This window comes from Moorena bouillonii PNG (genome assembly GCF_001942495.1).
Lineage (GTDB): Bacteria > Cyanobacteriota > Cyanobacteriia > Cyanobacteriales > Coleofasciculaceae > Moorena > Moorena bouillonii.
The window spans coordinates 1,982,008-2,008,265 of the sequence record NZ_MKZS01000001.1 but is presented as its reverse complement, the minus strand read 5'-3'; the positions used below and the strand labels follow the sequence as shown (position 1 = coordinate 2,008,265).

The 26,258-nt window shown below is 42.5% G+C and carries 28 protein-coding genes and 1 pseudogene; 12 read left to right on the top strand and 17 right to left on the bottom strand.

The window, feature by feature from the left end:
- Positions 1–389: 389 nt before the first annotated feature.
- Positions 390–527, top strand: a complete 138-nt coding sequence (locus tag BJP37_RS38785) for a hypothetical protein (protein WP_158069487.1) — start codon at positions 390–392, stop codon at positions 525–527.
- Here the strand turns inward: BJP37_RS38785 and BJP37_RS08330 are convergent.
- Complete coding sequence (locus tag BJP37_RS08330) at positions 517–2,253, bottom strand: hypothetical protein (RefSeq protein WP_075897944.1); 1,737 nt, start codon at positions 2,251–2,253, stop codon at positions 517–519. The two genes, BJP37_RS38785 and BJP37_RS08330, sit on opposite strands and share 11 nt — an antisense overlap.
- 4 nt (positions 2,254–2,257) lie before the next feature.
- A complete protein-coding gene (locus BJP37_RS43400; RefSeq protein WP_269086972.1) occupies positions 2,258–2,389 on the bottom strand; it encodes a hypothetical protein in 132 nt (43 codons plus the stop codon).
- Positions 2,390–2,845: 456 nt separating this feature from the next.
- On the opposite strand from BJP37_RS43400, the gene BJP37_RS08325 reads away from it, so the two are divergent.
- Positions 2,846–3,433, top strand: coding sequence for a hypothetical protein (locus BJP37_RS08325; protein WP_143727525.1), 588 nt, complete (start codon positions 2,846–2,848; stop codon positions 3,431–3,433).
- Positions 3,434–3,882: 449 nt separating this feature from the next.
- On the opposite strand, the pseudogene BJP37_RS08320 reads toward BJP37_RS08325, so the two are convergent.
- Positions 3,883–5,011 (bottom strand): annotated as a pseudogene (locus tag BJP37_RS08320) (ISAs1 family transposase).
- A gap of 162 nt (positions 5,012–5,173) precedes the next feature.
- Between BJP37_RS08320 and BJP37_RS44540 the strand changes: the two are divergent.
- Together BJP37_RS44540 and BJP37_RS35955 are read left to right on the top strand one after the other, a co-directional pair.
- Positions 5,174–5,578, top strand: coding sequence for a CPBP family intramembrane glutamic endopeptidase (locus tag BJP37_RS44540; protein WP_081431111.1), 405 nt, complete (start codon positions 5,174–5,176; stop codon positions 5,576–5,578).
- 87 nt (positions 5,579–5,665) lie between these two features.
- Positions 5,666–5,863 carry a hypothetical protein gene (locus BJP37_RS35955; RefSeq protein ID WP_143727524.1) on the top strand — a complete coding sequence of 66 codons (198 nt, stop codon included), beginning with the start codon at positions 5,666–5,668 and terminating at the stop codon, positions 5,861–5,863.
- Positions 5,864–5,900: 37 nt separating this feature from the next.
- On the opposite strand, the gene BJP37_RS08310 is transcribed toward BJP37_RS35955, so the two are convergent.
- The 4 genes from BJP37_RS08310 to BJP37_RS08300 all read right to left on the bottom strand — a co-directional run bounded on the left by BJP37_RS08310 (position 5,901) and on the right by BJP37_RS08300 (position 9,913).
- Complete coding sequence (locus BJP37_RS08310) at positions 5,901–6,527, bottom strand: cytochrome c oxidase subunit 3 (RefSeq protein WP_075897938.1); 627 nt, start codon at positions 6,525–6,527, stop codon at positions 5,901–5,903.
- Positions 6,499–6,696, bottom strand: coding sequence for a hypothetical protein (locus BJP37_RS35950; RefSeq protein WP_143727523.1), 198 nt, complete (start codon positions 6,694–6,696; stop codon positions 6,499–6,501). Before BJP37_RS35950 ends, BJP37_RS08310 begins: the two co-directional genes overlap by 29 nt.
- A gap of 282 nt (positions 6,697–6,978) precedes the next feature.
- Complete coding sequence (gene ctaD, locus BJP37_RS08305; RefSeq protein ID WP_075905889.1) at positions 6,979–8,661, bottom strand: cytochrome c oxidase subunit I; 1,683 nt, start codon at positions 8,659–8,661, stop codon at positions 6,979–6,981.
- 238 nt (positions 8,662–8,899) lie between these two features.
- Entirely contained in the window at positions 8,900–9,913 is a 1,014-nt protein-coding gene (locus BJP37_RS08300) for a cytochrome c oxidase subunit II (RefSeq protein WP_075897936.1), read from the bottom strand.
- Positions 9,914–10,527: 614 nt separating this feature from the next.
- On the opposite strand from BJP37_RS08300, the gene BJP37_RS08295 reads away from it, so the two are divergent.
- On the top strand, positions 10,528–11,475 hold the full coding sequence (locus BJP37_RS08295; protein WP_198953984.1) for a COX15/CtaA family protein: 948 nt from the start codon (positions 10,528–10,530) through the stop codon (positions 11,473–11,475).
- A gap of 442 nt (positions 11,476–11,917) precedes the next feature.
- Complete coding sequence (locus tag BJP37_RS08290) at positions 11,918–12,916, top strand: heme o synthase (RefSeq protein ID WP_075897934.1); 999 nt, start codon at positions 11,918–11,920, stop codon at positions 12,914–12,916.
- 210 nt (positions 12,917–13,126) lie between these two features.
- Here BJP37_RS08290 and BJP37_RS08285 read toward each other — a convergent pair whose 3' ends face one another.
- A complete protein-coding gene (locus BJP37_RS08285) occupies positions 13,127–13,432 on the bottom strand; it encodes a small RNA NsiR4-regulated ssr1528 family protein (RefSeq protein WP_075905885.1) in 306 nt (101 codons plus the stop codon).
- Positions 13,433–13,999: 567 nt separating this feature from the next.
- On the opposite strand from BJP37_RS08285, the gene BJP37_RS08280 reads away from it, so the two are divergent.
- Together BJP37_RS08280 and BJP37_RS08275 are read left to right on the top strand one after the other, a co-directional pair.
- On the top strand, positions 14,000–14,884 hold the full coding sequence (locus BJP37_RS08280) for a P63C domain-containing protein (protein WP_075897932.1): 885 nt from the start codon (positions 14,000–14,002) through the stop codon (positions 14,882–14,884).
- Between the two features lie 185 nt (positions 14,885–15,069).
- The gene (locus BJP37_RS08275) at positions 15,070–16,518 is read left to right on the top strand and encodes a hypothetical protein (RefSeq protein ID WP_075897930.1); all 1,449 of its coding nucleotides are present in this window, start codon (positions 15,070–15,072) and stop codon (positions 16,516–16,518) included.
- Here BJP37_RS08275 and BJP37_RS35945 read toward each other — a convergent pair.
- The gene (locus BJP37_RS35945) at positions 16,462–16,662 is read right to left on the bottom strand and encodes a hypothetical protein (RefSeq protein WP_143727522.1); all 201 of its coding nucleotides are present in this window, start codon (positions 16,660–16,662) and stop codon (positions 16,462–16,464) included. The two genes, BJP37_RS08275 and BJP37_RS35945, sit on opposite strands and share 57 nt — an antisense overlap.
- Before the next feature lie 138 nt (positions 16,663–16,800).
- A complete protein-coding gene (locus BJP37_RS08270; protein ID WP_075897928.1) occupies positions 16,801–17,541 on the bottom strand; it encodes a methyltransferase domain-containing protein in 741 nt (246 codons plus the stop codon).
- Here BJP37_RS08270 and BJP37_RS08265 point away from each other — a divergent pair.
- Positions 17,540–17,764 carry a hypothetical protein gene (locus BJP37_RS08265; protein WP_075897926.1) on the top strand — a complete coding sequence of 75 codons (225 nt, stop codon included), beginning with the start codon at positions 17,540–17,542 and terminating at the stop codon, positions 17,762–17,764. The two genes, BJP37_RS08270 and BJP37_RS08265, sit on opposite strands and share 2 nt — an antisense overlap.
- Before the next feature lie 131 nt (positions 17,765–17,895).
- Here BJP37_RS08265 and BJP37_RS08260 read toward each other — a convergent pair whose 3' ends face one another.
- From BJP37_RS08260 to BJP37_RS08250, 3 genes are all read right to left on the bottom strand, one after another.
- Positions 17,896–18,240, bottom strand: coding sequence for a XisI protein (locus tag BJP37_RS08260; protein ID WP_075897924.1), 345 nt, complete (start codon positions 18,238–18,240; stop codon positions 17,896–17,898).
- Positions 18,231–18,635 carry a XisH family protein gene (locus BJP37_RS08255; RefSeq protein ID WP_075905883.1) on the bottom strand — a complete coding sequence of 135 codons (405 nt, stop codon included), beginning with the start codon at positions 18,633–18,635 and terminating at the stop codon, positions 18,231–18,233. Before BJP37_RS08255 ends, BJP37_RS08260 begins: the two co-directional genes overlap by 10 nt.
- A gap of 107 nt (positions 18,636–18,742) precedes the next feature.
- On the bottom strand, positions 18,743–19,309 hold the full coding sequence (locus tag BJP37_RS08250) for a Uma2 family endonuclease (RefSeq protein ID WP_075897922.1): 567 nt from the start codon (positions 19,307–19,309) through the stop codon (positions 18,743–18,745).
- Positions 19,310–19,484: 175 nt separating this feature from the next.
- On the opposite strand from BJP37_RS08250, the gene BJP37_RS08245 reads away from it, so the two are divergent.
- Positions 19,485–19,730, top strand: coding sequence for a DUF4926 domain-containing protein (locus BJP37_RS08245; protein ID WP_075897920.1), 246 nt, complete (start codon positions 19,485–19,487; stop codon positions 19,728–19,730).
- 2 nt (positions 19,731–19,732) lie between these two features.
- Here the strand turns inward: BJP37_RS08245 and BJP37_RS08240 are convergent, their stop codons facing one another.
- The 4 genes from BJP37_RS08240 to BJP37_RS08225 form a co-directional block, all read right to left on the bottom strand.
- Positions 19,733–20,572 (bottom strand): Rpn family recombination-promoting nuclease/putative transposase, encoded by an 840-nt coding sequence (locus BJP37_RS08240; RefSeq protein ID WP_075897918.1) that lies wholly within the window; start codon positions 20,570–20,572, stop codon positions 19,733–19,735.
- A gap of 81 nt (positions 20,573–20,653) precedes the next feature.
- The gene (locus BJP37_RS08235) at positions 20,654–20,992 is read right to left on the bottom strand and encodes a XisI protein (protein WP_075905881.1); all 339 of its coding nucleotides are present in this window, start codon (positions 20,990–20,992) and stop codon (positions 20,654–20,656) included.
- Positions 20,980–21,396, bottom strand: coding sequence for an element excision factor XisH family protein (locus BJP37_RS08230; RefSeq protein ID WP_075897916.1), 417 nt, complete (start codon positions 21,394–21,396; stop codon positions 20,980–20,982). Before BJP37_RS08230 ends, BJP37_RS08235 begins: the two co-directional genes overlap by 13 nt.
- Before the next feature lie 171 nt (positions 21,397–21,567).
- Positions 21,568–22,269 (bottom strand): hypothetical protein, encoded by a 702-nt coding sequence (locus BJP37_RS08225; RefSeq protein ID WP_143727521.1) that lies wholly within the window; start codon positions 22,267–22,269, stop codon positions 21,568–21,570.
- Positions 22,270–23,379: 1,110 nt separating this feature from the next.
- On the opposite strand from BJP37_RS08225, the gene BJP37_RS08215 reads away from it, so the two are divergent.
- Positions 23,380–24,114 carry a TVP38/TMEM64 family protein gene (locus BJP37_RS08215; RefSeq protein WP_198953982.1) on the top strand — a complete coding sequence of 245 codons (735 nt, stop codon included), beginning with the start codon at positions 23,380–23,382 and terminating at the stop codon, positions 24,112–24,114.
- A 366-nt stretch (positions 24,115–24,480) separates the two neighbouring features.
- Positions 24,481–26,034, top strand: a complete 1,554-nt coding sequence (locus BJP37_RS08210) for a mercuric reductase (protein WP_075897908.1) — start codon at positions 24,481–24,483, stop codon at positions 26,032–26,034.
- Positions 26,035–26,258: the final 224 nt, after the last annotated feature.

Sequence of the window (26,258 nt, the reverse complement as noted above, 5' to 3'; positions counted from 1 at the left end):
CTAATCACCTGGGTAGACAAGATACAAACAAAATTTAAATTGTAACGCTATCGCGACATTTTAGATAGATAGCATGATCAGTTGAGCGTTTATTTGGCATCATGGAATTATCTCCAATGTCCTTGGGGAATAAGCCGCGCTGTTCGAATGATGGTCTCAAGCGCGGCTTTTTGTCCGATAATCATATCGAAAGACCAGACATTTTTATTATTACTAATAACAACAAACATGTCAAGATGAGTTTTTGATTTATTTACAGTATTTAAGAAATAAATAATTTTATTTTTGGCAAGTTTAACGATTAGCTATTTACGAAATTTATGGAGCAGTAATTTAATCAATTTCAATCAAGTAATATAGCAGTTTTTTAATAGCTGAAGAAAACAATATTGTTTCCCTGTTGCCTTTTGCCTACTCCCTACTCCCTACTCCCTACTCCCTACTCCCTACTCCCTACTCCCTACTCCCTATTCCCTACTCCCTACTCCCTACTCCCTACTCCCTACTCCCTACTCCCTACTCCCTAACAATACATTTCGCCTCCAAAACCACCAATCCCTGAGTTTCAAACACCGAACAAGATGCCATCACTTCTTCCAAAGCAGGTTTTATGCCTTGTTCAAGTTGTTGAATAGCATGATTAGCTGCTGGCTGATACTGCTTCAACCACTTGCGATCTTTAATAGCATCAGCCTTTAACTCAATTGGGTTTAGTACCCAAAAATCAATATCATAGGTTTTAATAAACTCCTTAACAACGGACATATTAGCACTATATTGAGCATCAATTAAGTCTAGAGTTCGTTGTCGAAATTTCTGATAATATCCGACGTGGTAAGGAATAGCATACTCACTGGCTACCAAAACCGAACGCTGAGCAAAGGTGGGGATATTATTCATCTCTGGAGACAGAGAAGCAATTAAGCTATCTTTCGGTTGTTGTTGAAAAAAATTATACAAGGATGGAGTATCCCCGACTTTATACGCAGTAATGGGAAAATTATCCACAAAACTAGGATATAATAGTAAGGCTGCTGCAATTATCGTAGTAGTTGCTAGAGCAATTACTTTAGGTATAGAAAAAGTCCCAGAAAACCCGCTTTGACTAGGCTGACTTGCCCACTTAAATACGCTATCAATCAGAATGATAAAAACTATGCCAGCACTTAGCACCATGACTACTCTCAGACTATGTTGAGTATAGCGACTAGGAAGATGTAATTTAAATAGCAAAACATGAGCAGCAACAAACATCCCGAGAGATGCTATCACCATCTGGAGCAACAGGGTAATTTCATTACTGATCTGCTTTACTAAGGGAAATTTATTGGGAAATAAGGGCAAGAGCAACAGTAAAAATCCCGCTGCATTAGTCGCTGGAGTAAGAATCGAAGTCAGACGAATTCCACTTCTGCCTTTGAACCAAAACTTAGCAGGATCATCGTCATAAAAAAAACGCGATCGCCCCCCTGGAAAAAACTCTGGTAACTGTCTGGCTTCAGCGACAGAAATCACTGGACCAAACTCATTGGTTTTGAGAGCATAGGGTAGCATCACCAAAAAGGCTACTATCAAACCGGCCAGACACAACCAACGTCGCTCTTGGGATAACCCTAACTTACCATTGCGCCATTCAAATAGTCGTAAAACTAAGGTACCGGAAGAGATAAATACTAACTGGGGATAGAATAGACCTTGGAGTGCGATCGCACCCAAACAAAACCACAATGACCCCCGCACTAGGTAATACATAAACCCCAACAATAGGGGATAGACAAACGCCTTCGGTGTTCCAGACACCACCGTATCAGTCATACCCAACGCTTGAGACAGCAACAGGGTAGCACTAAAGGCAGCTGCCGGTACTGGCAACAATTCCAGACATACCCAAAAGCAATAGCTAGCGCTAACCAGATTCAACACTACCGGTAAGAGTTTGTTAAATAGCAATGGATTAACACCCAATGCTGCTATCACTCGATAGACTGTAGTGTAGCCAGCTGGAGCAACCGTTTGAAAGTAATCAGCAATTAAATCCTTAGGAAACAGCTCTGGATCAAGAAATCGCATCATCCAAAATATATGTTGTCGTGCATCATCTTGGACAATATACTCACCGCTGAATGCTTCCCTTAGTGCTAGCAGACTATACACTACCGTAAAGGTTAGGCTGAGGCTAAACCAAAAGATAACTTGAGGAGTAAATCGTTTGTTACAAGGAGTTGTTAGGAATCTGTGAATAGGGGTAATCATTTAGTCAAGGGAATAGGGAATAGGGAGTAGGGAGTAGGGAGTCGGGAATCGGGAATCGGGAATCGGGAATCGGGAATCGGGAATCGGGAAAAAATATTGTGTATCTAATTACTATGAGAATCCTTATTCTAGTCAATTAAGATCACCTTAAACCGGTTAACCTACCCGAAGGCAACGCCAAAGGCGAACAACCTTTAACCAAATAATCCTGATTGAGTACAAAAAGGTAGTAAGAATAGTAGTGGTGTTTGCAGTTGGAATTCAAGGGGATCAAGACGTTTGTCATGCTGTTTCTTCACGCTGCTTGTTTCTATCAGGGCTATCATTATGCCAATACAGGTGGTTAGATGTCCAAAGTGGCTCCAATTAACCACTTGACATCAGCTATCCCACAGGGCTTTCTGGATAGGGAAGTTAATTATTGCCATGTTGATAACTGATGAGTGGTTTCTGTTTTCAAGCTTGCCCACTCCCTCTGTTTTTGTCAATCCTCTCTATGCCATTGGTATGAAACGATTATAGTATATTACCTACCGAGCCAATGAACATCAAGAATACCAATTCCAAAAATAACTCTATCAACCTAATTATTTTGGGATTAGCTTTACAGTTTATTCCGTTATTAACTCTTGGATTACTTTTAGAAAATTTTAAAAGTTTTTTCTACTCATTATCTCCATCTTTAAAGCTACTCATTATTTTAATTATCTTAGGATTACTATTATATGGATATGTGCCTCTTCTAAAAGGGTGCCGTCTATATATTCACGACAAGGGATATGCCAGTAATTGGGGATGGTTAGGATTATTAAGTATTTGGGGCTTATCAGTCTTATTACTTTTTCCGACAAAGAGAAATAAATTTTATTCAGAAGAGTCCTTGGCTAAAGACTCAATAAATCACCCTTTTAATAAGCTTAATATCCCTGAGTTTTTATTATTTTGGTTTCTAGGTTTCCCAATTTACATCTTGACAATAGTCGGATTGTTTTGCTTGGTGAAGAACAGAGATTTTAATGAGATTATTGAAAAGGCCAATTTTAACACAGTAATAAGTGTAGTTATATGGTTATTTATCGGATTATTTTTATTTATAGAGCTCCGAAGAGTTGGATTCGATTTAAGAAACTTTGGTATTTTTAATTTGGGAATTTTAAAGCACAAAAATAATGTAAATTGAATTATTTTAATAGTTTTTTTTAAATATACTTTTGCTTGGGGCTTTAATTCGCTTAATTTATATTATATTTCATTTATTTTTCCAGATTATGTTGAATACTTCATTAATGAATCATACTTCACAAATGTTATAGGGATACTATTTGGGAGCTTTTCGGCAATTGTTTGTGCTCCATTGTTGGAAGAGCTTATTTGTCGTGGGATAATCTTGCAGAAGTGGCAGGGTAATCGCATTGGAATCGAGTGATAAAATTACTGTAAAATGACCGGAAACTTGACAGCACAAGGCGAGTTATAAAGCGCACAAAGCTAGATAAAATTGAGCTTTGTGCAACATGGAGATCATTGCTGAGCTATTGGAGAATATTCTTTACCTCGATCTAGTTTCGCCACTGGACTAAGCTACCCTATGACTCAGCCACGCTAGCAGCCAGGATTTTCATTACTGAGTTATTGTCCATCAAGCGCCCTGTAACGCTTCATCTTCAAACTCTGCTTGGAGGGTTCACGATCCACGTAAATTGACACTCAAACGACGCAACAAGCCCAGGTTTTCTGCACCATGACCCTGACGTACTCGACTGGCATCTTCATCAAAGGTGACATCAAGAACCCAATGTAAGCTATTTTCAATACAAAGCGTGGGAGCGAATCACTTGATTGTGCCGCTGGGCATCCGCTTCCAAGCTACTGAGGTACAACCTCACCTCTGTGGTTGTTTTGTTCCATAATTGTCTGTAAGAGCGAACCATCACCACTGTGGTTAAACCCAACCACTGATTTTGGCGATGTAAAGGTGGTAATTGAGTTACTGGCACTGCCCAAACTTCCCGGGTTTCCAGGCGATGATGCCCACTTTCAGTCGTTTGATCATAGCTGTAGTCAATCCCCTGCCAATGGTGAGCTTGAGCTTGGTCAAACCAAGCTTTTACCTGGTCACAGAGCTGACCTTGATTACCTTTGAGAGCCAGGACATAGTCCCCTTCTCCCCGCTGGATTTCCTGGACAATCTCTATTTGAGTACCCATAGCATCCAAGGTGACTACAGCTCCCTTGAGGTTGAGCAACAACAGCCTTCGTGGCACTGCGGTCATTTCATTGGACTTGCTCTCTACTTTTTGCGCTTGCTAGCACTAAACTATGCTCACTACTCCAGGCGCTGACACTATGCAACGCTTTGAGCTTCTTTTCCCGGTCATAGGAGCCTCTGGCTGTCTTACCATCTATATGAATCATCTCCAGATTTAATTTCTCTGTGATGCTGCTAATCCAATTGAGGAAGCTGTGGTTGAGTTCCTCTGGCTCTAGCTGGGACAATACTCTTCCAAAGGTATCGTGTGAAGGAATTCCATTGGGTATTTCCAGAAATTTCTCTAGCCACTCAAGCTTTGCTTTTCCATAGGTTTCTATTCCCACAAACCCCTCCGCTCCTGAGAGTATGGCGCTTGTTGGCTATGGTGATAATTGCCACTAGACTATGAGCTTTCCTTGAACCCACTCTCGGGTCTTGCAAATGTTGAAAATGCTTAATGACGCTTTTTCTGAGGATTTCTGCCTCTGGTTCTTCAATGGATGTCATAACGCCCTTGCCAAAGCCTTTTGCCATGATTAGTGACCTGGAAATGGGAATTGTTCTTCCCTATTATGGTAGCTTCGTCAGTTGTGCAACACAGCCTTGATTGTCGGAAAGTTTTATTCCACTCTTTGTTTCTTTTGTCAAGTACAATTTATACCAAGTTCAATGCGATTACCCTGGCAGAAGTGGGCAATGAAATGGGGTATCAAAGCCGGAATATTAACCTCATCTTTATTATTTGCAATTTACCATTTTCGATTCGATATTGTATATTTGTTCATTGCCGGAACTATATATTGTGTTCTCTACTTTAAGACTGGCAACTTAATAGTCCCAATCCTTTGTCATATTCTTCACAATACTATTTGGACAATTTTTATGATTGGACAATACTATAGTATATCAAACGGTGAATTAATTTCGATAAACGATTATCAAGCTTCAATGGAACCATTATTAGGCCAAAAAGCAATTGTAGCAGCTATATCGTTTGCCGTTATCATGGTATTTTTATCTCGAAATTTTCCTAAACAAGATGACATCCTTCCCTACTATAGAAATCCTAAGTGATTGATTAAAATTATAAGGAATCCAACGGGTTAAATTCACCTGTGCTGTTTGGATTAGCGCTACCACCATCCATAAACAGGCATCTTGGTGGAACGGGCATCTTGCCCGTTTCATTTCCAGACCAGCTATCCCAACCCTGGCCACGAGGCGAAAAATAAGGGCAAGTCCGCCCCTAACACACCCTACTTCAACTGTTCCCAGATCCGCTGTTCCCTGCTCCCTACTCCCTGCTCCCTGCTCCCTGCTCCAAACCTTCAAAAAAAAATCCCCCCAATTGGGGGGTGAGTGCATCAAAACTTTGTTAACCAAACTGTGGCGAAAACTAATTTATCAAATACACAATTACAAACAGAACAATCCACACCACATCAACGAAGTGCCAGTAGAGTTCTGCGGCTTCTACACCAAAATGCTCTTCACTGGAGTAGTGCTTTGAATTTAGCGATCGCAATAACACAAACAAAATCAACGCCAGTCCACAACTAACATGAAGACCATGGAAACCAGTTAAGGCAAAGAAAGAACTGGTAAATAAGTTAGTAGTCAGACCAAAGTCTACATGGGTGTACTCATAGACTTGTCCTGCTAAGAACATCGCACCCATCAGAGCAGTGATTCCAAACCAGAGTCGCAAACCAGAGACATCATTCTTTTTAATAGCACTCTGGCCCCGGTGCATGACGAAACTACTAGTAATCAGGATGATGGTGTTAATTGTTGGCACCAATAATTCTAATTCTGTACCCTCTGGAGGCCAAGCTGGCATGGTCGCTTTATAAATTAAAAAAGCGGCAAACATTCCCAAGAATGTCATACTATCAGCAGCCAGAAACACCACCAAACCAAACATCCGAAAATCCGGATGCTCCTCGTGATGTACCTCTGCCGCCTCAACCTCATGATGATAGTTGAGGCTAGTTTTAGACGGATCTATCGTTGAGCCTTGCATAAATTCCTTTAGAGTAAGTTAGCAGGTTGTTCGCGTAGCGTGGCCTTTGGCCAAGGTTAGCAGGTTGAAGGTTAGCAGGTTGAAGGTTAACAGGTTGAAGGTTAACAGGTTGAAGGTTAACAGGTTGAAAGTTGTTTTGGTTGAAAGTTGTTTTGGTTGAAGGTTTCAAGTTATTAGATTTAAAGTTAGTAGGTTTAAGGTTAGCAGGTTAATCGGTTTAAGGTTAGCAGGTTGGGATCATAAGCAGGCACCATTAACCAGCAACCAGCAACCAAATAACCTACCCGAAGGCAACGCCAAAGGCGAACAACCAAACAACCTTCAACCTTCAACCAAACAACCTTCAACCTTCAACCAAACAACCTTCAACCTTCAACCAAACAACCTTCAACCTTCAAACTTTCAACCTTCAAACTTTCAACCTTCAAACCTTCAACCTATTAACCCACACTTACCCAACATCTCCTTTAACTTCAACGAGCAACTCCTCGACCTGTTTATCGGTGTCAACACTATAACTGTCGATACCGTATTCGTAAGGACCGGACCACAAAATTGGTTCCTCGTCAAAGTTCTCAATAGCAGGAGGAGATGTAGTTTGCCACTCTAATGTCAGAGCTCTCCAAGGATTGCGACCAGCAATTTTACCACGGTTCACACTCCAGAGGATGTTAATCACAAAGGGTATGGTAGAAACCGCTAGAAGATAGGAGCCAATAGTGCAGATCATGTTGAGGCTTTGAAACTGGGGGTCGTACATAGCAACCCGACGGTTCATACCCAATAGACCAAGCTCATGCATCGGCAAGAAGGTCATGTTTAGACCAATGAAGGTCAACACAAAGTGAATGCGTCCTAAGGTTTCGTTGACCATTCGCCCGGTCATTTTGGGGAACCAGTGATAAACTGCGCCAAATAATCCGAGCACACTACCACCAAATAGAACGTAGTGGAAGTGAGCCACAATGAAATAAGTGTCATGGACATGGACATCAAAGGGAACGGAAGCGAGCATGACACCGCTGAGACCCCCAATCAAAAATGCCGAGATAAAGCCCATACCAAAGAGCATGGCACTATTTAAGCTAATTTTTCCGCCCCAAATCGTTGCCACCCAGCTAAACACCTTAATCCCTGTGGGCACAGCAATCAGCATGGTGGCAGCCATAAAGAACATCCGCAACCAACCAGGAGTGCCACTAGTGAACATATGGTGAGCCCAGACAATTAATCCTAGGAAACAAATCAACATACTGGAGTATGCGATCGCACGATAGCCAAAAACCGGCTTACGGGCATGTACCGGTAGGATTTCGGAGATTACCCCAAAGAACGGTAGCACCATGATGTACACCGCCGGGTGGGAGTAAAACCAGAACATGTGCTGGTAAACAATTGGGTCTCCTCCTCCAGTCGGGTTAAAGAAATTGGTGCCAGCAATTAAATCAAAGGACAGGAAAATTAACGCTGCTGCTAGGACTGGAGTACCAATCAAAGCTAGGATTGAGGTTCCTAACATTGCCCAGCAAAACAGAGGCATATCATGAATAGTCATGGTAGGTGTGCGCATCTTCACAATAGTGGTGAAGAAGTTAAGCGCCCCTAGCACTGAGGAAGTCCCGATCACCAGGATGCTCAAAATCCAAATTTCTTCACCCACCTGAGAACTAATCAAGCTCAAAGGGGGGTAAGAGGTCCAACCAGCTTCGGGAGCACCTACGAAAAAACTACTCATTAACAGCAAACCCCCCACAGCATTCATCCAGAATGCCACCGCATTTAGCTTGGGGAATGCCATATCCTTTGCCCCAATCATCAAGGGAATCAGATAGTTAGCAAAAGCAGCACCAGCCGGGATAATCCATAGGAACAACATAATTGTTCCGTGCATGGTGAACACTCGGTTGTAGGTTAAAGGGCTCAATAAATCCGGGTCTGGGGTGGCCAACTCAGTGCGAATTAATCCAGCTAATGCGCCACCGATGAAATAGAACACAAATGAAGTGACCAGGTATTGAATCCCAATCACTTTATGGTCGGTATTGAAGGTGAAGTAATCTTGCCAACGCCGCTCATGTTCTTCAACATGACCAGCATCTTTGACAGATTCCGGTTTTTCTACTTGCGTCGTCATGGGATAGTGGAGGTGTGATGGACTAAAAGGATAGGCAAGAGGCAATAGGCAATAGGCAATAGGCAATAGGCAATAGTTAATCAAGAGAATTAAGAATTAAGAATTAAGAATTAAGAATGGATAATTAAGACTGTAGACTTTAGACTGAACTAATTCTAACTTCTAACTTCTGAATTCTAAACTCTTAATTCTAACTTCTAACTTCTAACTTCTAACTTCTAACTTCTAAGTGATGAACTTATTTGATAATTGCAGGATGATGGTGAGAGTGGTCTAGGTGTTGGAGAGTTTGGGAATCAATACCCATTTCAGAGGCATAGGGAGCCAAGAATTCACCCTCTGACATGGTAGTAGGATTAACAGCCACCGCTTTTTCCATGGTGTCTGCACTAGCGAATTGATTTTCCTGAACCCAGGCTTGATACTCTTCCGGTGTTTCAACGATTAACCTGGTTTTCATTCCTCCATGGTAGGACCCGCAGAGTTCAGCACAGATGATCGGGTAATCACCCACTTTAGTTGCTGTAAATCCTAGTTGACTAGTCCGACCTGGGATAGCATCTTGCTTAATCCGAAACTCTGGCAACCAGAAGGCGTGGATCACATCGTTAGCTTCGATATTCAGCTTAACCGGTTGTCCAACTGGGACATGCATCTCCCCAGACATAACACCGGTTTCAGGGTAGGTGAAAATCCAGGCATACTGCATACCAGCGACATTAACCTCTAGGGGTTCACCTTGACCTTCTTGTCCTGGAGGCGCTCCAATACCTAGGGCAACTGTGCCTTGACCTGGAACCATGGCAATCAGATTTTCATTCCCCTCTTGCCCAGATGGTGACATCTGATGATTGTGGGCAATCTCTTGGTGATGGTGGTCATGAGAAGCCATCGGATCCAAGCCTCCCATAGCGTTGTAGACCTCAAAGCTATAGACAGCTAGGACAAAGACAATCACCGTGGGGATTGCGGTCCAAAGCATCTCTAGGGGGATGTTGCCATGGGTCGATGGCCCATCAGTTTGGTCATTTTTTTGTCTACGAAATTTGATGACTATTAGGATAAGTGCCCCTTGGATGAGGATAAATAGACCAGTGGCAATGGTCATCATCAAGTTGAACAGACCATCTACATCACCGGCTTCTGAGGAGGCGGCTACTGGCATAAGTCCATGATTCTGACCGTACCAGAGACTAATCAGGGTTATGAAAATGCCAGCAATAAGGGTTGAAATTTGGCTTGGAATGTTCACGAGATTAGGGTTGAATACTTATATCAACAAAAGTAACAGGGATTATTAAGGCAGGCGAGGCACGAACCGATTTAGTGTCCTAGAATGTCAGGCCATGGCTATATTTTTGAAGAAAATCAGCCTTCTGGTGAGCTACTCCCCCCCCATAATTCCCACATTAGAGACCACACAGACAACAATTCTGATGGTCTGCTACCAGTGAGGGGTGTGAGTAGAGGATATAGAGCTAGCCAAGCTCGCTCTATTAACTAAGGTAAAGCAGTTAAACAATTGATTGGGTCAAACCTTGAGATTTTTAGACTTTTTTTTAGGATCACTAGCCCAGCACCTGAAAAATTTTCAGAAAACTTAAGATTTTATTCAATAAAACTTAACATAGCTAAAAAAAATATAAAAAAGTAAATCAATAGTAAATCATTGAGTCTAAGTAACTGTGACCCTTTAGGGCAGGGGAGTAGCAATCTGAAAAATCTCTAAAGCTACAGAAATCTAGGAAAAGGCTGGTTACAGTGGTATAGGAATAGAGATGATCCTTGAGATTGGCAATCTTCTACCAACGAAAATGAGCCACTACTCAGGATTTGATTAACTTAGTTTGCATTTTCCTATTGCAGATGGCTATAGCTCAATCGGCTCTTGATCAGAATCAGAATGATGTAACCTCCAACAACCTTAGCCAGCCTCAGGCCAGGATTCGGAGCTTGGTGTGGAAAATTGCGATCGCAACCCTGCTGTTGATGGCAGTAGGCAGTGCTACCAGGGTGATGAATGCTGGTCTGGCTTGCCCAGACTGGCCCTTATGCTATGGTCAGCTCGTGCCAAGCCAGCAGATGAATTTGCAAGTATTTTTAGAGTGGTTTCACCGCCTTGATGCATCCTTGATTGGTATTAGTGCGATCGCTCTCGCTAGCTTATCTTGGTGGCATCGGCGGGATTTACCCAACTGGCTGCCCTGGATATCCACATTTGCTCTAGGGCTAATTATTTTCCAAGGAGTCCTGGGGGGACTGACGGTTACAGAACTGCTCCGGTTTGATATCGTCACTGCTCATCTAGGAACAGCACTGCTATTTTTCTCAACTCTAATCGTGATTGGTACACTGCTGACCCGCTATCAAGGGACAGGTTCAGTTGGGAAGTTACCTTGGCTGAGCTTAACCGCAGTGATTTTTGTTTATCTACAAAGTCTATTAGGTGGACTAGTCGCTTCCCGCTGGGCAGTGCATCAGTGTTTTGGCGGATCACAGCTGTGTACCGTGATGAATAGCCATATTGCTGGTGTGGTGCCAGCGACCGTAGCAACTGTCTCCGTCGTGGTGATAGCATCCCGGACACCAGCCCTACATCCATTACTGCGAAAGTTAGCTAATCTCGCTGCTAGCTTGGTAGTTTTACAGATACTCCTCGGTGTTGCTACCTTCCGGTTAAGGCTACAAGTGGAACTACTAACTATCTGCCATCAAGCAGTGGGAGCAGCATTATTAGGAGTACTGGTAGGGTTTACAGTCTTGGCCTTACGTGACCGCGCAAGTGTGGAGTGTCAAAGTCAGTATGAAGTATGAAGTGTGAAGGATTAAGTGTGACGTATCCAGTGTGATAGCTGGCAAGTAAACTATCAAGTCCGGTTTTATAAGTTGTAGATCAGCTAAATAGAATCGGAAGATTGAGCCGCTAGGGGATCCCATCTTGAAACTATGATCTGGGGACCGTTATCTACTTGTTGGTCTAATTGTCGGTCTACTTGTTGGTCTACTTGTTGTTGCTAACGATGCTATAGGTGCGCTCTTACCATTAAGAATTAAATTCGCCACGGGTCGCACCTCTGGAAAAGATTAGACCATAAGAAGTATACCATGAATTGGTTGCTCAACAACCCCTATGTTGTTATCTTTCAAACTTCACCCTTGGTCCTTCATCCTTAATGCTTCCTCCTACCCTACGGGAACCCTAAGGACGAACATGCTTAACACTTGAGACTTTTTAGAGAAGGAATTGGTGAATTGAATGCTTGGGACTAGTTTAACCCGTCAACATGAAAACATAAGAGAGGTTATTCAAAGTTACTATCAACTAACAAAGCCTCGAATTATTCCACTACTATTAATTACGACAGCAGCAGGGATGTGGTTGGCATCCGATGGACAAGTCGATCCCATATTATTGCTAGTTACCCTGGTCGGTGGGACTTTGGCCGCAGCATCTGCCCAAGTACTTAACTGCATCTATGACCGTGATATCGACTATGAAATGTTGCGCACCCGCCACCGTCCCATTCCTTCTGGGAAAGTGCAGCCTCGTGATGCCTTGCTGTTTGCGATCGCATTAGCAATACTCTCGTTCACCCTGCTAACAGTCTTCGCTAATCTCCTTAGTGCCTTACTAGCGCTATCTGGCATTATCTTCTATATGCTCATATACACTCATATCCTCAAGCGCCACACTGCCCAAAACATCGTCATTGGTGGTGCAGCAGGAGCAATTCCAGCCCTAGTGGGTTGGGCTGCGGTGACAGGAGAATTGAGTTGGGCCCCTTGGTTACTATTTCTGATTGTGTTCTTGTGGACACCCCCTCACTTCTGGGCGTTAGCGTTAATGATTCACGAGGATTACGCCAAAGTTGGGATACCGATGTTACCGGTAGTAGCTGGTGAAGAGGTTACTGTTCGTCAAATTTGGTATTACACCTTATTAGTCGTCCCCACCTCCCTATTGTTGATCTATCCCTTAGGAGAATCGGGCGTCGTTTATGGAATAGTTGCTATTCTTTTGGGCAGTATTTTTATCAAAAAAGCATGGTTGCTCCTTAAGGAACCTACAGACAATCAACTTGCCCGGTCTATGTTTAAGTACTCAATTCTCTACATGATGTTATTGTGTACCGGTATCGTAGTAGATAGCTTACCCATGACCAGGGAAATTACTGCAACTGTGGCAGAGAATTCCCAAGTTTTGATTCAAGCAATTTCCACAGTATTGGAGCAGGTAAGTATTAACTTAGTTTAGGGTGTTTGCTGGTAAGCATTAAGCTATCAGCGATCAGCGATCAGCGATCAGCAAATAGGGTTGGCGAATTGCTACACATCTGAGCTAATTCGCCAACCCTATTAATATTTATAGCGCTACGGGAAAGGCAAGAGGCAAAAGGCAAAAGGCAATAGCACTGCATCGCTGTTCCCGACTCCCGATTCCCGACTCCCGATTCCCTTTGCTATCCTACTTAGGTCCGTAGTAAAAAGCAATCTCTTTGTCTTTAAGAGGCGTAAAATCAGCATCGAGCAGCATTTGATTGAGTTCTGCTTGAGAAATGTGCTTCGCTCCAATCCGCACAATTCTGGATCTCATGGTATTGCTGACACCGCTCCGTTGCCGTTGAGCTTCCAACCCCATCACTTGAGTGTAAAGGTCTAACTTAGCTTTGGGGATTGGGGAGCCATCTAAATCAATTCCCTTTGCGATCGCGTCATCAACCGCATCAGCACCTGTAGTGTTCTTAGTCTGGGAATTAGTTTCGGTAGACATGGTAAGCTGATAGTAATAGATACGTGAGTATTTTACCAGGGTGTCGGTTTGGCAAAACATTGGAAAGTGGGAGCATCTCACCTTTGTAATTCTGTACATAGATCCCCCCTAACCCCCCTTAATAAAGGGGGGAATTATCGCGGTTTCTAGCCTAATGAGGTACACAGGATTTTTTCCCTGTTCCCTGTTCCCTGTTTCCTAAAACCCAAAAATTTGTACCTCACCTAATTGAAAACCACTATATTTATATATTTATAATTCAATCTTGTTTTTCTCTCCCTGTTCCCTTATACCTTTTACTTTGTGGATTTGTATGCAAGGGCTTCAACCCAAACCACGGGTAGGACAGTTTACTTTGTGAACTACTAAGTGGACTTCTGATGCATCCGGAGCACGACTGCTGGAGATTCGTTAAGCAAAAATGCTGAAACCATTTGTATGCAAGGACTTCAACCCAGACCACGGGTAAGACAGTTGACTTTGTTAACTATTAAGTGGACTTCTGATGCATCCAGATCAAAACTTCTGGAAATTTGTTAAGCTTTTTTAAAATTATACTTAATCTTTATGGTGCAAGTAACTCATTCTGGACAAATAAAGTTAGGCAAATTTAGTGTTGATTGTTATGTTTTAGAGGATGGAAGAAGGGTTCTTTCTGGAAGGGGGATGCAATCAGCATTAAGCATGACTGATGATTTTCCTCAGCTTACTGGTTCACGGTTGTCTAGGTATTTAAATCAAAAAAGTTTAGAGCCTTTTTTAAGTGAGGCTAAAAAACAGGGACATCTTGAGCCTATTAATTGTTACCAAGGGAATAAACCTATAAATGGCTATGAAGCTTATGCTCTTTTGGATATTTGTGATGCTTTTTTAGAAGCTAGAAGGCATATTCAACTAGGAGAAAGGCAAACAATAATAGCTGAACAATGCGAAATTATAGTTAGAAGTTTTGCTAAGCTAGGCTTAATTGCTTTAATAGATGAGGCAACGGGGTATCAGTATGAGAGAGAAAATAATGAACTTCAAACACTTATAGACAAGTATGTAAGCGAGGAATTACGAGCTTGGCAAAAAACTTTTCCTGATGTTTATTACAGGGAAATATTTAGATTAAGAGGGTGGGATTTTACCGTAAAGGGGATTAAAAAACGTCCTAGTGTTGTTGGAACTTGGACTAACAAACTTGTTTATCAACAATTACCGCCAGGTGTCTTAGAAGAATTGAAAAGTAAAACCCCTAAGACTAGTTCTGGTAACTATAAAGCCAGATTTTTCCAAAGTTTAACTGAGGATGTTGGTGATTTGCATTTGAGATCTCAGTTAACTTCTGTGATAACTCTACTTCAGGTTTCTGATACATGGGATCAGTTTATGTGTAATTTTAATAAGCTTGTTGATAACAGAAAGGGACAACTTGATTTAGATGCCAGTGACTTTAATGATTCTGAGTAATTTTATTAAATTTGAGGATATATTTTTTGAAATTAGGTGAGGTAAAATTTTTTGGGTTTTAGGAAACATTGTATAGGAATCAGGTAAAAATCCTGTGTACCTAATTAGGCTGGAAACCGCTATAGATTCAAAAGTTACCCTTATCAAGCATAGGGGGATCTCAATCAGGCATTAACAAAACTCAAATGCGACATTGGAAAGTATTATCCCGATTTATTCTATTCATCCTCTCAGCAGTGATCGTACTGCTGAGCTCTGCCCTACCCAATAGTATTCTTGCCTCCCAAGCTGCTAGTCCTCTTGCCCAAGTACGCATCAAGACCGAAACAGTAATAGGTCAGCAGGATTTTTTCCGAGTTGGCAAATCCCACAAAGGTCGTTGGTGGTTCATTGACCCGGATGGCAAACCTTTTCTTTACCGGGGTGTCACCTCCGTTAACTTTGGCTATCCTGACCCCTATGTTCCGGTTGTCGAGGATAAATATGGTCAAGACCCCGCTGCCTTTCGGGAAGCTACCTTTGAGCGGCTGCGGAGCTGGAATTTTAATGCCCTAGGAGCATGGACCCCACCTCAATTGTGGGATCAGGGTATGCCCTACACGGTTATCCTAAATTTTGTCAAAGCTGCTCCAGACAGCGAACTTAGGGTTGATGACAGGAAGCTAAAGTTACCGGATGTGTTTGATCCAAAATGGATTGAAGGGATTGATGCTAAAGCTAAGGAAATCGTAGCACCGGTGGCAAGTAGTAAGCTGCTAGTGGGATATTTTACTGACAATGAACTTAATTGGGCACACGCTGAAACACCAGACCGAAAGGTTAACCCAGAGTTGTTGCTCACCAAGCTCGCCAAGGCATCCTTACTACAATTTTGCCTTAGCCTCAATCCAGAAAAACCCGCCTATAGTGCTGCCTGGGATTTTGTTTTAAAGCGCCATGGTAATAGTTTAGAGCAGTTAGCTAAAGATTGGCAGGTCCCGATTGAATCTAGAGACACGATTAAAGAATTGACTAAGACAAAACAAGGGATTGTTTCTAAAGGCTACTTAGTGGATCAGAATGCTTTTCAAGCAGAATTTGCTCGACGCTATTTTCAGGAAACTGCAGCAGCCATTCACCGCTATGACCATAACCATTTAATCCTGGGATGTCGGTTTGGGGCACCTCCTTCTGATGCTGTATTTTCCGCCATCAAAAGACCTTGGGTAGATGTGGTATCTGCTAACAATTATCGCTACAACATGTATGAGCGGATAGACCTATACTACCAAGCTACAAAATTGCCAGTGCTCAACAGTGAGTTTAGTTGGGGACACACCAGGTTTACTCAACGAGCCTTACCAGATGAACCAGAAGACGGCTTTTCCGAAAGGTCACGGATGATGCGTAATGGCGCTAAGTCCTTAGCCAGGGCTTTGACTCATCCCGCTCTTGTCGGTTATACCTGGTATCGTTGGGTAGATTTACCCGGTCATACACCCCCGATTAGTTTTGGTCTGGTCAATCTTGAGGATGATCCCAATCTCTCCCATACAACCTTACTGAAGCGATTGAATGCTAGAGCTGATGCGATTGCGCTACGCGCACGCTGCGCGATCGCGACTACAGCAAAGGGAATAGGGAACAGGGAATAGGGAACAGGGAGTAGGGAGTAGCGATGCAACACGTAGCGCATAAGCTGATAGCTTTTCGCGTAGCGTGGCCATTCGCGTTCGCGCAGCGTGGCCTATGGTCAAGGCCTTTAGCTGATAGCTGATAGCTGATAGCTGATATACCAATCCGTGTAGGAATTGCGATAATTTTTGTTCCCTTTTCCCTACTCCCTACTCCCTACTCCCTACTCCCTGTTCCCTGTTCCCTGTTCCCTGTTCCCTTTGGTATAGCTGATAGCTGATAACTGATAGCTGATAGCTTAACTACTTACTTGCTGTAATAAAAACAAAACGGTCAGGAAATTCAAGGATAGATTGTTGAGCATATTTTTCTGAGATTTCTGCTAGACCTTCCTGTAACTGTTGATCATCAAATAATGACAGTAAGGACATATAGCGATTTGCTACCATTTTCAAGTATTGTTCTTTAGGAATTGACTGAAGATATTCAACAAAATCAACTGAGACGTTGAAGCCGACTTTTTCAAGTAAACTAGTTAGATCGTTATAGTTAGGCTGCCTTCTTTCATATCGCTCTAAAGCTTTCTTGAATAAAGGATACTCAATAGTAGGAGGCAGAAGGATTAGCAAGAAAATTCCTCCACTAGTTAGCTTTTGAAACAAACTACTAAATAGTAATTCTTTATTGTCTATATGATGAATCGCTTCCTTCATATAGACCTTATTATAACCTGAGGTTTCAGAGACAAAAGTAATCGCATCTACTGCCCTAATTTGGTATTGAGGGCTTAAGGGGATTTGTGAGAGCATCTCTTGAGAAGGATCCACGCAGATAATCGGATTATCTAACTGTATTTCCTTCGGAATTGATTGGGTAAAAAGTCCTGTACCGCAGCCTAAATCCACAAGACTATCTGTTGAGGTTAAGCGTAAATATTCAATGATTTTTAACCCCATAAATCTAATATAATCTTCCGAGTAACTCCACAAATCATCATAGATCCTCCCGATTCTTTTATAGTGTTTTTGATTGGAACTACTCATGGCTTTAATTCCTAATGTTCTTAATAGTAAGCATATGCGCTACGCGCAGGCTACGCCAACAGCTATCAGCAGTCAGTCATTAATCGTAGGGTGGGCAGTGCCTACCAATGCGGTTTGTAAGCTTTATTATCTGTCTGGTGCACTGCCCACCCTAGATGAACTGAAGAATTCCTCAATGGGAGAGAATTCATTATTATTAGAATTCTATAGGGTTTGTAGTTGAGATGTAAACCTGTATGGTCTTTTTTTATTGTCCAATAAAACTGAGGTTTTCTTTGCCCTATTGCCTATTGCTAGCATGCCTATTGCTAGCATGCCTATTGCCTGCTTTCGACAACTGCCGCGAAAATCTAGTTAATCAACGGCAAACTCAGTGTATTGGCGCATGTTGGGGGAGTGGAAGCCAAGCACAATATCGTCAGCCGGAACACCCAGTTCAAGCAATTGGGTAGCAATGCCAATTTCGGTGCCATCATGCTGAATCCAGATTTTACCATTTTTGATATCTAAGTGGAGGCTACATCCGTGGGTGCGACGGTTATCTTTCCAGCCAGTGTGCAGTAACAGATAATGATCTCGTTCGGTGTCCAACACTGCTTGGGTTTCAATTTCCGGGAAGGTGGGTTTGCGATTGGCTCGTTCTAGAAGTAATTGCTGAATCCACTGACGATATTGTGCTACAGATTCTTCTATAGCCATTGCTGAATAACCTCCTGAGTTTGGTCATAGATAAGTAAATTGATTTGAGTCTTATCAATTACTGATCGTACAAAGCGTCGCTGAAAAAAAGATTGGTAAATTGTTTCAGGAATGGCAAGGTAAAGATGACGTTGGGCATCAACTTCATTTAGAGCAAATTGATAATTGATGCATTGCCCAAGGGCAGTATGAAAATCGGAGACAACGGATCGACCAATAAAGCTTTTAATTTCCACAGCAATTTTTTCTCCTGCTCGTTCTGCAGCGATTAGCTCGGCAAGATCAATTTCAAAATCGACTCCCCCAACACTCAATTCATAGGGATTGGCAGTAATTACCCAGTTCTCTTTTTCTAGGGCAGTTCTCACTGCATTGTGGAAACGATCCTTTGCCATGAGATTTTCAAAGAAACAGGAACCTTTTCTGGTAAAATTATATGCTAGAGCGAAGGTATTCATCATTGCTTGGGCGATCGCACCACCAAACCTTAGTCTCAGATAGCTCACCGGTCTAGTGGGATATCCTCATACAGCAGTGCGATCGCAAACTCAAAACCAACGCTCTGTAGGGTGATCACATCTCCAGCTTCGTATGCCGTGTATAGCCACAACCGCCCTTCGCCCCTCCGGTAAATCTCGACGTTGATCTCGGTAGAGCTGATCAGGACGTATTCTTCTAGGCTGGGTAGAGTGCGATATTCTTTGAACTTTTTCCCCCGATCGAGAGCTTCTGTACCGGGGGAAAGCACTTCAACGATAAGTTTTGGATATTGGATCGCGTTAATCGCTATTCTATCTCGCTGATCGCAGCTCACCACCACATCTGGATAACGGTAGATAGATTCGGTAACCTTTACTTTAGCGTCAGCAATATTGATGCGACAGCCTTTGGGACGAACATGGGGACGTAGCGCAGCAAGTAGATTAATCGCAATATCATTGTGGGGGATGCTGCCACCTGTCATAGCGAAAATGTCACCATTAATAAATTCGTATCGAAGTTCTTGGTGTGGTTCCCATTCCAAGTAAGCTTCGACAGTCATTTTTTGGGACTGAGGATTGGCAATCATGGCAGAGTCTATGAATTACTTAGCTGGCCTTAGCATCAAGAACAAGTTTTAGAGGATAGATACCACTGTTTCATATAAGTTACAACTTTACCTTACTACAGGGAGAGTCAGTACTAGAGCATGAAACTCAACAGACAAAGTTTATCACCCTGTACCCAGATAAGGAGGCTAGATAATGGCATTTGAGTTATTTTCACGGGTGGCTCTGCGGGAAGATTTTCCCAAGCATAAGTTGCAGCAAGGGGATATTGCAACGATTGTCGATCACCATCCAGTACAAGACGGAGAGGATGGTTATAGTCTGGAAGTTTTCAATGGGATCGGGGAAACGATCGCCGTTTTAGTGGTTTCAGAGTCACAAATTGAACCATTAATGAAAAATGAGGTTCTGCATATCCGAAGATTGGATGAAGCGGTTTGAACCTACAACCCATCTATCTCATCAACGCTCAACCCCGTATATTGGGCAATATCCTTCAGGGGTAACCCTGCGGCCTTCATCTGTTTAGCAATCTGCTGTTTTTCTTGTTGTCTACCTTCCTGAATCAAGGTTTCGGCAACACTATTCATATCCCGATAGACCTTCAGGCTATCTTGGTAACGGAATTGCTCCGCAGATGAGAAATTGGCAATCTCGGCCACCTCAAATAGCTGGCCAAATACATCCTCTTGCAACGGTAATGGGGGTTCATTCAACTGGGCTAGGTGTTTGAGTAAAAATAACCACTTGTCAAAATGGGTTTCTAGTTGATCAACAGACTTAGTAAATTTGGGTAGTTCAACGTAGATAAACTTGAGCTTGTCATAGAACACTTCACACCGCTGATTTTTTAGCTCCACCACATGCAACAGTTCCGACTCGTGCTTATGATCGTCAAATACAAAATCTAAAATGCCAACGGTATAAACTGCCGTTAGCTCATAATTCCAATATCCCTGTTGAGCCTGTTCTTGGATGGGGAAAGTGGAATAATAGACACTGCGATCCTTAAAGAAATTTTGCTTGGCCTTCTGCATTTCGACAATGAAGCGTTCACCGGTCTCGCTCTGACAATAAATATCAAAGATAGCTCTTCGATCCACTAAGGTGTTGCCCAAGAACTCCGGATTCTTAAAGGTGACATCCTGAATCTGATGATGGGGAGGCAACAGAGTATTCAAGAAGTCGATCAACAGTGCCTTGTTTGGCTCAGTGCCAAAGACGCGCTTAAAACCGAAATCGGTGAGTAGGTCAATGTATTTATCTGGCAACGGGAAAACCATATCAAAAGCCTCAGATCAAGGAATCAAGGAAAGCTATCAGCTAATGCGCTACGCCCACGCGTGCGCGTTCAGCTTATGGGCTCACCCCACGGCAAACTCGGTATACTGCCTCATTATGGGTGCCTGATAGGCCAAGACAATATCCTGCTTTGGTACCCCTAGCTCAACTAACTGATCTGCGATCGCAATCTCCGACCCATCATGCTGTATCCAAATCTTGCCATCTTTAATATCGACATGTACAGAACACCCATAAATACGTGTGGTGTTATTTTTCCAACCGGTATGAACCATCTGGTAATGATCCCGTTCGGTATCAAAAATGAGCTGGGTTTCCATAGCCGGATTCGCCGACTTAATACTGGCGCGTTTTTTAAGCAAGTCCTGAATGTGCTGTCGATATACCTCTAGTTTATCCATTGAGTAATCCTGGGTTGCGAAATATCATAAACTGCAATAGGAACCTGATTACGCTTGATCGACTTTTGTATGAAGGGATAACTGAAAAAAGCACTGTAAATAGTGTTAGGAACCGCAAGATGAAGTGTTCGATCAGGCTCCTCATCTTCTAAGGCAAGACGATAGTTAATAAACTGCCCAATTGCACCATGGAATTCTGAAATTCTTGAAGTTGATAGAAAGCTTTTAACTTCAATAGCTATTTTTTCATTATTGCGTTCAGCAGCAATCAGGCGTTCTGCCCCCAAATCAATGTAGAGATCGGTAAAACCCAGATCAATGCGATAAGGATCGTGAGTAATGATCCAACCGTCATTGATTAGAGCATCCTTAACTAGATCATGGAATTGATCCTTAGCAGACATGGGGAAATAGGTACAGGTGTCAACAAACGTCTATTATATAGGTTAGCAAAAAGCGAATCAGCTTTTTTATGGGTTAATTGGGTCAAGTACGGTTTCGATTTCGATCACTCCTGATATGAGAGCATTTTCCAGGCAAAAGAGATCTGAACCTAAAACTCTTAGTTATTAATTTTAGTTATTAATTTCATCACTTACTTGCTCCTGGAAAGAATTAGAAGCAAAAAGACCTCGTCCCACTTTCTTCCATCTCCCTTCTTTTACACCTTGATGCAATTGGTTAGCTAAGGAGTTTGTAGCACGGAGTTGTTCATGCTCAGATTTGGCATCAAAGAGTCTGCTGGCAATCTGTTTTCGGTTAACCGGAGCCGCGAATTTATCTAAGATAATCTCTACCGCTTCCCCGAATGTTTTACCTCTAAATTCTGGATATAACATATCTCTGGGATTGCGCTTGTTACCCTCCTCATCGTCTTGGTTTTCCCTTTGGTTTTCTTCAAAGGATTCCTCTTCTAATTCCTCATCAACAAAAGTTACTTGACCGACATTGCCACTTGAATTCACAGTGGGAGCTTGTTCAGATAAATGATTAGCATTAACCTCAAGTTCCCGGAAAGCACTCGATATTTCCGCTGCAATATCGTTTTCCGCTGCAATATCGTTTTCCGCTGCAATATCGTTTTCCGCTGCAATATCGTTGCTGGATAGTTCGGCTTCAAGCTTATTCTGATAATAGGCAACGTTTGCCCGTTTTTGCTCCACTAAAGCCTTTACCTCAACCAGGTTTGCTTCTGCTTCAGTAAGTTCTCGCTGGGTTTGTTCTAGCTGAGTTTTTATCCAATTAATATGGTCTTCTTGAGCAGATTTAAGATTCATGGTTGTCAGTTGCATGTCTTGTAAATCAAGCTTTTACGGAAAGTATAGCAGTATTTTTTTAGTTTTGCAATCCAATCGAGTAAAATTTTATTAAAAAAAACTATTTTTTTTTGTTTCCTCAATCCCTTAGTATCCTTCTGTAATAATCCTGCTAAGGAAAGGTTTTCACAGCTACAGGACTTAGAGGTTGTCTGAGAAGTCTCATTTGCTACATCCAAGCCCCCGTTGGTCCCCCAATTTTGGGGGACTTTTAGAAGCAAATGGACTCTTGTTCCCCCCAAAGTTGGGGGGCTAGGGGGGCAAAATTCAGTATCAAAAAACTTTTCAGATATCCTCTTAGGCAAAACTTGTCAACCAACCCTATAACTACTAGGATGCATTAATAAAAACTGCTACAGCTATGTAGATTTACTGGGCAACTCCTGACTATCATCAGTATCTAATAGGATTGTGACTTATACCCCCCATAACTTTAAATTTAGCTTTAATTTAGCTGAACTAGTTAATTTTTGCTATAACTTAAAAACAACTGTTTTTATAGCTGCTGTTACTTTGTCACAAAATTAATCTATAATCTAATTTTTTATAGTTAATATCAGCTATATTAATAAACCTGATTTTTTGCTGAGTATCAGCTAAATTTAACATGAAAATATACCAAAATAATTCTTATTAAATTTAAATTATTTTAACTAGCTTTAGCTCCTAAAAACTATTGTATGATGATCATCAACAAGCAATTGATACTGCAATTGTTTGTTGGCCACTCTCTAGAAAGCTGATCGCCCTAGGCTCAAGGCTGAATCCATAACTGGCCTCAGCCGTCAGCCGTCAGCCGTCAGCGGTCAGAAGTCAGCCGTCAGCTGAGGTAACAGAGATTAAACCAATGTAGGGGATAAGCTGATAGCACCTCAAGTAGCATCTCAAGTAGCGCATTAGCTGATAGCTTACCTATAAACTTATACACTTTTGTTAATTTCATCACCAAACAAGCCATTTTAGATAACCAGATCTGTAGATAATTTGATTACTATGTCTCAAGTTGAATTGCAACGGTCCCAACTCATGATAAGTACAAGAAGAAGCAGTCAATCTCATCCCCGAAAGGTCATGAAGGGTTTAAAGTTAGTTTCATTAACATTACTGGCAATGGTGATGGTACTGGTGGTACATGCTGAGCCTAGTTTGGCACAGGAATCCGCTAGTAGTGGAGGATTCAATCCCCAAGAAATATTGCGCAATGCTTTGCAGTGGATTGATAGTCTAGGACCCATCGGAGCGATCGCATTTATCGCAATCTATATCATTGCTGCCGTAGCATTTTTGCCTGGGTCTATCCTTACCCTAGGGGCTGGGGTAGTATTTGGTGTTGTCTTAGGCTCAATCTATGTGTTCATCGGAGCCACTATCGGAGCCACGGCTGCTTTTCTGGTTGGGCGTTATCTAGCTAGGGACTGGATTGCTCAAAAAATTGCTGGCAATGACAAGTTTAGTGCCATTGATGAAGCAGTAGGTCAGGAAGGATTCAAAATAGTGCTGTTGACTCGACTCTCTCCTGTATTTCCCTTCAACCTCTTAAACTATGCCTATGGTCTAACTGGGGTTTCTCTGAAAGACTACGTCTTAGGCTCCATTGGCATGATTCCAGGAACAGTCATGTACGTTTACATCGGTTCTCTGGCTGGAGACCTGGCCATGATCGGTGGTGGTGACGCACCCACCAATCCGACTGTCCAGTGGGCAATTCGGATTATTGGTTTTATCGCTACTGTTGCGGTCACACTTTATGTCACTAATGTAGCTAAGAAAGCTTTAGACAAAAGCGTTTCCAAAGAGACAGTTTAGAAGGTTAAAGGTTAAAGGTTGAAGGTTGCAAGTTGAAAGTTAGGAGGTTGAAAGTTAGGAGGTTGTTCGCGTAGCGTGGCCAAAGGCCAAGGTTAGGAAGTTAAAGGTTAAAGGTTAGGAAGTTTAAGGTTGTTCGCGTAGCGTGGCCAAAGGCCAAGGTTAAAGGTTAGGAAGTTTAAGGTTAAAGGTTAGAAGGTTAAAGGTTATAGAGATCCGTAAATTTTTGTTCCCGATTCCCGATTCCCGATTCCCTACTCCCGATTCCCTACTCCCTACTCCCTACTCCCTACTCCCTGCTCCCTGCTCCCTGCTCCCTGCTCCCTAAAAAAATAATTTAATTTTGAACTATCAAAGGAGTTATTATAAATGTCAAGTTCTCAATATCAAAGAGTTATTGTTCCACCCATGGATGAGTATAACCAGAGGTTGGTTAACTATGTTCATCCAGGGGATTGGGTTAATCCGAAACCTGTTGATTGTTATGACCTGGTGGTCATTGGTGCTGGTACAGCTGGATTAGTTACAGCAGCAGGTGCAGCAGGTATTGGTGTTGGTTTGAAGGTGGCGTTGATTGAACGGCATTTGATGGGTGGGGATTGTTTAAATGTAGGTTGTGTCCCCTCCAAGTGTTTGATTCGGTCATCTCGGGTAGTGGCTGAGATGCGCAATGCGGCAGCCTTTGGGGTTAAAGTTCCAGATAATATTGAAGTAGACTTCCCCGCAGTGATGGAACGAATGCGTCGGCTACGGGCAGGGATTAGCCATCACGATTCTGCTCAACGCTTCAAAGATACCTATGGTATTGATATATTTTTAGGAAATGGTCGGTTTACCGGTGATGATACCATTGAAGTAAACGATACTACCCTCAAGTTTAAGAAAGCAGTAATTGCTACAGGAGCAAGAGCAGTGCGACCCCGAGTTGAGGGCATGGAAGAGGCGGGGTATCTCACCAATGAAACGGTATTTTCTCTGACAGAACGTCCCAATCGATTAGCTGTTATTGGTGGCGGTCCCATTGGCTGTGAATTAGCTCAGTCTTTCCGCCGTTTAGGTTGTGAAGTAGTGCTGTTCCATCGCGGTTCTCACATTTTAAATAAAGAGGATGCTGACGCCGCTGATATTGTTCAAAAAGTCTTTTTAAAAGAAGGTATCCGTTTAGTCCTGGGTGCCAAATTGAACCGGGTCGAGAAGACAGAGGCAGGTAAGACATTACACTTCAATAGCTGCACTGGTTTGGAAGAGTCGGTCACAGTAGATGAAATTTTGATCGGTGCTGGACGTGCGCCCAATGTGGAAGGGTTAAATTTGGAATTGGTCGGGGTAGAGTATGACCAGCGTAAAGGAGTAAAGGTGAATGATTACCTTGAAACTACCAATCCCAAAATTTATGCTGCTGGTGATATTTGCATGGACTGGAAGTTTACCCATGCAGCGGATTCAGCCGCACGGATTGTGATTAAGAATACTCTATTTTCTCCCTTTGGCTTCGGTAAATATAAGCTGAGTAACTTGGTGATGCCTTGGGCAACCTATACTGATCCAGAAATTGCCCATGTGGGGATGTATGAGGATGAAGCTCAAGCGAAAGGGTTTAATGTTAATACGATTAAAATTCCCTTTAGTACTGTAGACCGAGCGATCGCAGATGGGGAAGAAGAGGGATTTGTTAAAATTTACCATAAGAAGGGGTCAGATCAAATCCTGGGAGCAACTATTGTGGCAACTCATGCAGGGGAAATGATTTCTGAGGTGACTACAGCAATTGTCCATAAGATTGGTTTGAGTAAGCTTTCCAGCGTAATTCATCCCTATCCAACTCAAGCAGAAGGAATTAAAAAAGCGGCAGATGCCTATCGCCGCACTCTCTTAACACCAAGAACTAAAACATTTTTAGAATTCCTGACCAAGCTTTCTTAGGGAAAAAGGGGCGTTGCTTAATAATGGAATAATTTTAAGAGTTTTCTGGAATGGGCATGTTGGTGGAATGGGCATCTTGCCCGTTCCTGATATTTTGGGAGGATAGGAGTTGGTCAGCTCTCCCCATTTCCCTATCTCCCTACTCCCTCTTGGTCTTGACCTGCGATTGAAATAATCCCAAACAAGCTGGACAGCACTCCAGAAAAACCCCCAGGTGCCTACCT